Annotated in this window: 5 protein-coding genes; 1 reads left to right on the plus strand and 4 read right to left on the minus strand. The window is 52.3% G+C overall.

What is annotated here, in order from left to right; genetic code table 11:
* Nucleotides 1-4: 4 nt before the first annotated feature.
* The 4 genes from yncE to rpsU form a co-directional block, all read right to left on the minus strand.
* Nucleotides 5-1,054: a 7-bladed beta-propeller protein YncE gene (gene yncE / locus ACS603_RS10680; RefSeq protein WP_474944217.1), complete on the minus strand. Its 1,050-nt coding sequence runs from the start codon at nucleotides 1,052-1,054 to the stop codon at nucleotides 5-7.
* 161 nt (nucleotides 1,055-1,215) lie between these two features.
* Nucleotides 1,216-3,060, minus strand: coding sequence for an RNA polymerase sigma factor RpoD (gene rpoD, locus ACS603_RS10685; protein WP_182062508.1), 1,845 nt, complete (start codon nucleotides 3,058-3,060; stop codon nucleotides 1,216-1,218).
* Between the two features lie 150 nt (nucleotides 3,061-3,210).
* The gene (dnaG, locus tag ACS603_RS10690) at nucleotides 3,211-4,953 is read right to left on the minus strand and encodes a DNA primase (protein WP_315686879.1); all 1,743 of its coding nucleotides are present in this window, start codon (nucleotides 4,951-4,953) and stop codon (nucleotides 3,211-3,213) included.
* Between the two features lie 115 nt (nucleotides 4,954-5,068).
* Entirely contained in the window at nucleotides 5,069-5,284 is a 216-nt protein-coding gene (rpsU, locus tag ACS603_RS10695; protein ID WP_001144069.1) for a 30S ribosomal protein S21, read from the minus strand.
* A gap of 236 nt (nucleotides 5,285-5,520) precedes the next feature.
* Here rpsU and tsaD point away from each other — a divergent pair, with 236 nt between their 5' ends.
* Complete coding sequence (gene tsaD, locus ACS603_RS10700) at nucleotides 5,521-6,534, plus strand: tRNA (adenosine(37)-N6)-threonylcarbamoyltransferase complex transferase subunit TsaD (protein ID WP_182062506.1); 1,014 nt, start codon at nucleotides 5,521-5,523, stop codon at nucleotides 6,532-6,534.
* Nucleotides 6,535-6,557: the final 23 nt, after the last annotated feature.

The following is a 6,557-nucleotide window of genomic DNA, read 5'->3' on the forward strand; positions in this document are numbered from 1 at the left end:
ATCCTCAGAATTGGGTTAAATCGAGTTTGAGCACATAGTCAGCCTGGGTGGCTTTTTCATCCTGCTTCACGCTGACAAACAGCGTTTTGCCGTCAGGAGAAAGCGCCATGCTGTTTGGCATGGCGGCCGTTTTGACGGTGTGTTTCAGGCTGTAGGTGTCGGCATCGATAACGCTAATCTGACGTGCATTGCGATGGGTGACGTACACTTCGTTGCGCGCCGGGTTGTAGACGGCGGCAATGGAGTTCGGCGTTGGAACCCGGTGAAGGATCTTGCCGGAATCGAGCTGAACAACCAATACGTCCCTGGTGTTGCTATCGGTGATAAAACCCACCCCTTTGGCGGCGTTCAGCGCGATGTTGAGGAAGTAATGGTTAGGCTCAGACGGATCGACCTTCACGCGGGAGATTGCCTGAGAGGTTTTGCCATCCAGGGTGATCAGCTCGCCTTTTCCGGTCACGGCGTAAACCTTGTTGCCTGCCTCATCAACGGCAAAGCCGACCGGATCCATCCCTTTCAGGGTATGCGCAAGCTTCTGGTTTTGCGTGTCGACAACCCACAGCGTGCCTTTGCCTTCACTGCCAATACCAGAGACGTAGAGCCGCTGATGTTTCTTGTCGAGAACCACTTCACGGACATGGGCCTGATTCTCTGAATCGGCGAGCTGGAGGGTTTTCAGTTCTTTGTGGGTGCGGGTGTCCAGCAGGGAAACGGAGCCATCCAGCGCATTACCCAACCAGAGAATATGATTTTGCTCATCCAGCGAGACGGCAAAAGGGCGGCGCTGGGTGGCGATCCGCGTGTTCATTTTCAGGGAGTCAGCGGCGAGCTGAAAAACGTCCCCGGTCGTTTTGTCCTTATCGAAAGAGGGGGCGGACGCGGCATAAACTGCTTTTTGACCAGCATCATAAGCCAGCTCGTAAACGCCGTGCCCCAGCGGTTGGGAGGCGAACCGATCCTCTGAGAAGTCCTTTGCAAAGGCGGGGCCCGCCTGAAGTGCCAGAGAAATGAAGAGCGCACAGAGAGATTGATTTTTTAATGTTTTGAAATTCATGTAATTTTTCTTTACAGTAGTTTACGAAAAGAAAAATGATAATGAAAATAAATATCATTTACAATTTCATCTGTGATTTTGGCCCCTACCAATTTTTGTACTCTGAGCGGAAAACCCCAAAAAAAAAGCTCCCCGGAGGGAGCTTTTTCATCGAGGACCGATTAGTCGTCCAGGAAGCTACGCAGCACTTCAGAGCGGCTCGGATGGCGCAGTTTACGCAGCGCCTTCGCTTCGATCTGACGGATACGTTCACGGGTAACGTCGAACTGTTTACCCACTTCTTCCAGCGTGTGGTCGGTGTTCATGTCGATACCGAAACGCATACGCAGAACTTTTGCTTCACGGGCGGTCAGGCCAGCCAGAACATCGTGCGTTGCGGCACGCAGGCTCTCGGTGGTCGCAGAGTCCAGTGGCAGCTCGAGGGTGGTATCCTCGATGAAATCACCCAGATGCGAATCTTCATCGTCGCCGATTGGCGTTTCCATGGAGATAGGCTCTTTGGCAATCTTCAGCACTTTACGGATCTTGTCTTCCGGCATCAGCATACGTTCAGCCAGCTCTTCTGGCGATGGCTCGCGGCCCATCTCTTGCAGCATCTGGCGGGAGATACGGTTGAGTTTGTTAATCGTCTCAATCATATGCACCGGAATACGGATGGTGCGCGCCTGATCCGCGATAGAGCGGGTGATAGCCTGACGGATCCACCAGGTTGCGTAGGTGGAGAACTTGTAACCACGACGGTATTCAAATTTATCTACCGCTTTCATCAGACCGATGTTGCCTTCCTGAATAAGATCCAGGAATTGCAGACCACGGTTGGTGTATTTCTTAGCGATAGAGATAACCAGACGTAAGTTTGCTTCAACCATCTCTTTTTTCGCACGACGGGCTTTCGCTTCACCGATAGACATACGACGGTTGATATCTTTCACCTGCTCGATGGTCAGGCCGGTTTCTTCTTCAATTTGCTGCAGTTTCTGAAGCCCGCGATGCACGTCTTCTTTCACGTCATGCAGTTTTTCAGACCACGGCTTGTTCATCGCGATAGCGGCGTTGAACCAGGTTTCGCTGGTTTCGTTGCCGGTGAAGAGCGTGATGAAGTTCTTCTTCGGCATCTTGCACTGTTCAACACACAGTTTCATGATGATACGTTCCTGGGTACGCACGCGGTCCATCATGACGCGCATACTGTTTACCAGGTAGTCGAACTGTTTTGGCACCAGACGGAACTGTTTGAATACTTCAGACAGTTTCAGGATCTCTTCCTGAGCAGCGGCGTGGCTACGGCCTTTTGCTTTGATGGTGTCACGGGTCAGTTCGTACTGGGTACGCAGTTCACCGAACTTCTCACGAGCCAGCTCAGGGTCGATGCTGTTGTCGTCATCGCTGCTGTCGTCGTCTTCCTCTTCATCTTCGTCTTCGTCGTCATCCATCTCTTCCTGAGACAGTTCAGAACCGACGTGTGTAGCGGTTGGCGCCAGATCTTCTTCAGCGTTCGGGTCAACAAAACCGGTGATCAGATCAGACAGGCGCGCTTCTTCAGCTTCAACGCGGTCATACTGTTCCAGCAGATACGTGATCGCTTCCGGGTATTCGGCAACGGAACACTGAACCTGGTTGATCCCGTCTTCGATGCGCTTAGCGATGTCGATTTCGCCTTCGCGGGTCAGCAGTTCAACGGTGCCCATTTCGCGCATGTACATGCGGACCGGGTCAGTGGTGCGCCCGATTTCAGATTCCACGCTGGACAGTACCTGTGCAGCAGCTTCTTCCGCATCTTCGTCAGTGTTGTTGGAGTTTTCAGCCAGCAACAGATCATCGGCATCCGGTGCTTCTTCCATCACCTGAATGCCCATGTCATTGATCATTTGGATGATGTCTTCGATCTGATCTGAATCGACGATATCTTCCGGCAGATGGTCATTGACCTCGGCATAGGTCAGATAGCCTTGCTCCTTACCACGTTGGACAAGAAGTTTCAGCTGTGACTGCGGGTTTTGCTCCATAAGACGGTATCCACACTTAATTCGTTTGATTGGTGTTGGCGATGGTGCTGCCAACCTTTAAAGCGAGGGCGTACTTATATTTGTGCCGCTGCCTCTCAGTGCGGCTGCCGGGGGCTCCCCGATCGATATTCGGCACTTAAGCCGTTAAATTCATTTTTTTTCCAGGGCTTGTCTGATTTCCCAGAACTCCCTGCGTTCTTCACTGCTTAAACCGTGAGTGCGATCGCGAGCTATCAACTCTTCCTGTCGCTGTTCAAGCATTGAATCAAAAATTCGGTTTAGCGTGTCGGTGAACATTTTTTCAACATTCTCATCCTTTATATCGTTCCAGGCTGAGAGTTTTTCAAGTGTTGAGTATTCACTTGTCCCGCGGTAGTTCTCTAAAAGCTGACCCGTATTCAGGCCTGGCTGGGCTACACAAAGACTCACCAGCTCGTTGAACAGGCTGAGTCCAGGTAGCTTGCTCTGCACCAGCCCATGCAAGGGTGGCACCAGCGGTGCCAGATTCGGGTTTTGCACCAGCAGTCCTATAAGTATACGCATAGGAGTTTGTTTTATCTGCTGAGTGGGACGTACGACACCACTTTCTGCCTGTTTTGGCATTAAACGATCAAGTTGGCCGTCATCAAAAATGCCCAACTTCAGACCCAGCGTCTGGCGCAGCTGAATACGGTGCGCATCGCCAGGGACCTGACTGATAAGCGGCAGCGCCAGCGCTGCCAGCTGCGTACTGCCATCTGGTGAGCTCAAATCGACCTGCGGCAACAGACTATTAAACAGAAACATGGAGAGCGGCTGAGCCTGCTCCATCCGTGCTTCAAACGCCTCTTTGCCTTCTTTACGCACCAGCGTATCCGGGTCTTCACCGTCGGGCAGAAACATAAAGCGTAGCTGACGACCGTCCGTCATGTAAGGCATTGCCGTTTCAAGCGCACGCCATGCGGCATCTCGTCCTGCACGGTCGCCGTCGTAACAACAAATAACGTTATTCGTTGCCCGGAATAACATGTGCATATGATCGGCTGTGGTCGATGTTCCTAGCGAAGCAACGGCATAATGAATACCGTATTGCGCCAGGGCGACAACATCCATATATCCTTCGACAACCAACAGTCGTTGTGGCTCAGCTTGATGCTGCTGCGCTTCATAAAGGCCATACAGCTGGCGACCCTTATGGAAAATATCGGTTTCCGGGGAGTTAAGGTATTTCGGCGTATCGTTACCCAGTACGCGGCCACCGAATCCAATAACCCGGCCCCGTTTGTCGCGAATCGGGAACATCACGCGATTGCGGAAACGGTCGTAAGTTCTTCCCTGGTCGTTGTTGACCAGCATTCCGGCATCGAGCAGCAGCTTCCTGTTGTCGACATTACCACCGAAACGTTTTAACGCGTTGTCCCAGCCTGGCGGAGCAAAACCAATAGCGAACTGCTGAACAATCTCGGCGCTTAGACCGCGTTGCTCCAGATACTGACGTGCAGGCTCGGCATTGGGTTGGGTGAAGGATTGCTGATAAAAATCATTTAACCCCTCCATTAACTGATAGAGATTTTGCCTTTGATGGCGTTCTATCTGACTCAGGCCAGTTCCGGCTTCATACGGCACTTCAAGGTTGTGCATCGCCGCCAGCTCTTCGACGGTTTCAACGAACTCGAGCTTGTCGTAATTCATTAAAAAATCGACGGCATTACCGTGAGCGCCACAGCCGAAGCAGTGGTAAAACTGTTTTTCACCGTTTACGGTGAAAGAGGGGGTTTTTTCGTTATGGAACGGACAGCACGCATGGTAGTTCTTGCCCTGCTTTTTGAGCTTTACCCGCGCGTCGATGAGATCGACGATGTCGGTTCTGGCAAGCAGATCATTGATGAAAACGCGTGGGATTCTTCCGGCCATATGCCCCAAAAATTTAAGCGACTTATAAACGAAAACAAGCCGCGCATTCCTTCCGGAAGCACGGCCTTACGACTATTACTCTGTCTGTCAATTGAGGACCGCAGCCCTCAACAGATTAGTACAGACGAGTACGGCGTGCGTTTTCGCGAGCCAGTTTCTTCGCGTGACGTTTCACAGCAGAAGCTTTAGCGCGTTTACGTTCGGTCGTTGGTTTTTCATAGAACTCACGACGACGAACTTCCGCCAGAACACCTGCTTTTTCGCATGAACGTTTGAAGCGACGCAGTGCTACGTCGAACGGCTCGTTTTCACGTACTTTAATTACCGGCATGTAACTCTCACCTTTAATAAATTCGGTTTGCCGCTGGCATCAACGCCAGCTTATTTCAAAATGGTGCGGAATTTTACTGCAAATGCTGCTGCTTTGTAAAGCACCGATGCGATTTTGAAAGGGACTTTAATAAGGGTGAGGAGTATACACGAGCCTTCTTCCTGGGGCGAACAAAGTTTTACATCAACCCGCCCAGGCTCTACACTGCGCGGTATTGAAATGAGGTAAAACAAGTCATGCGTGTACTGGGTATAGAAACATCCTGCGATGAAACCGGCATCGCGATTTACGACGACGAAAAAGGGCTGCTTGCCAACCAACTGTATAGTCAGGTGAAACTCCATGCTGATTACGGTGGTGTCGTGCCTGAACTGGCCTCTCGTGACCACGTACGTAAAACGGTTCCTTTGATTCAGGCGGCGTTGAAAGAAGCCGGATTGAGCGCAAAAGAGATCGATGCAGTTGCCTATACAGCAGGCCCGGGTCTGGTCGGCGCGCTGCTGGTTGGGGCCACGGTCGGGCGTTCTCTGGCGTTCGCGTGGGATGTTCCGGCGATTCCGGTGCACCATATGGAAGGGCATTTGCTGGCGCCAATGCTGGAAGATAACCCACCTGAATTCCCGTTTGTGGCACTGCTGGTTTCTGGTGGCCATACCCAGCTGATTAGCGTGACGGGAATTGGCAAATACGAACTGCTGGGCGAGTCTATCGACGACGCGGCCGGTGAAGCGTTCGATAAAACCGCCAAACTGCTTGGACTGGATTACCCGGGCGGCCCGATGCTATCGAAAATGGCATCGCAGGGCACCGAAGGGCGTTTTGTCTTCCCGCGTCCGATGACCGATCGCCCGGGGCTGGATTTCAGCTTCTCTGGCCTGAAAACCTTCGCGGCCAATACCATTCGCAATAACGAAAACGACGAGCAGACTCGCGCTGATATCGCCCGCGCGTTTGAAGATGCAGTGGTAGATACACTGATGATCAAATGCAAACGTGCACTGGATCAGACCGGCTTTAAGCGTCTGGTGATGGCGGGTGGCGTGAGCGCTAACCGTACCCTGCGCGCGAAGCTTGCAGAGATGATGCAAAAACGTCGCGGTGAAGTGTTCTACGCGCGTCCGGAGTTTTGTACTGACAACGGCGCGATGATTGCTTACGCCGGGATGGTGCGTCTGAATGCGGGCGCAACGTCTGACCTGAGCGTGTCCGTACGTCCGCGCTGGCCGCTGGCAGAATTGCCAGAGGCGTAAGTTTTTTTGCCGGGCGGCACTTC

This window comes from Enterobacter sp. Li2LvB3 (genome assembly GCF_056156645.1).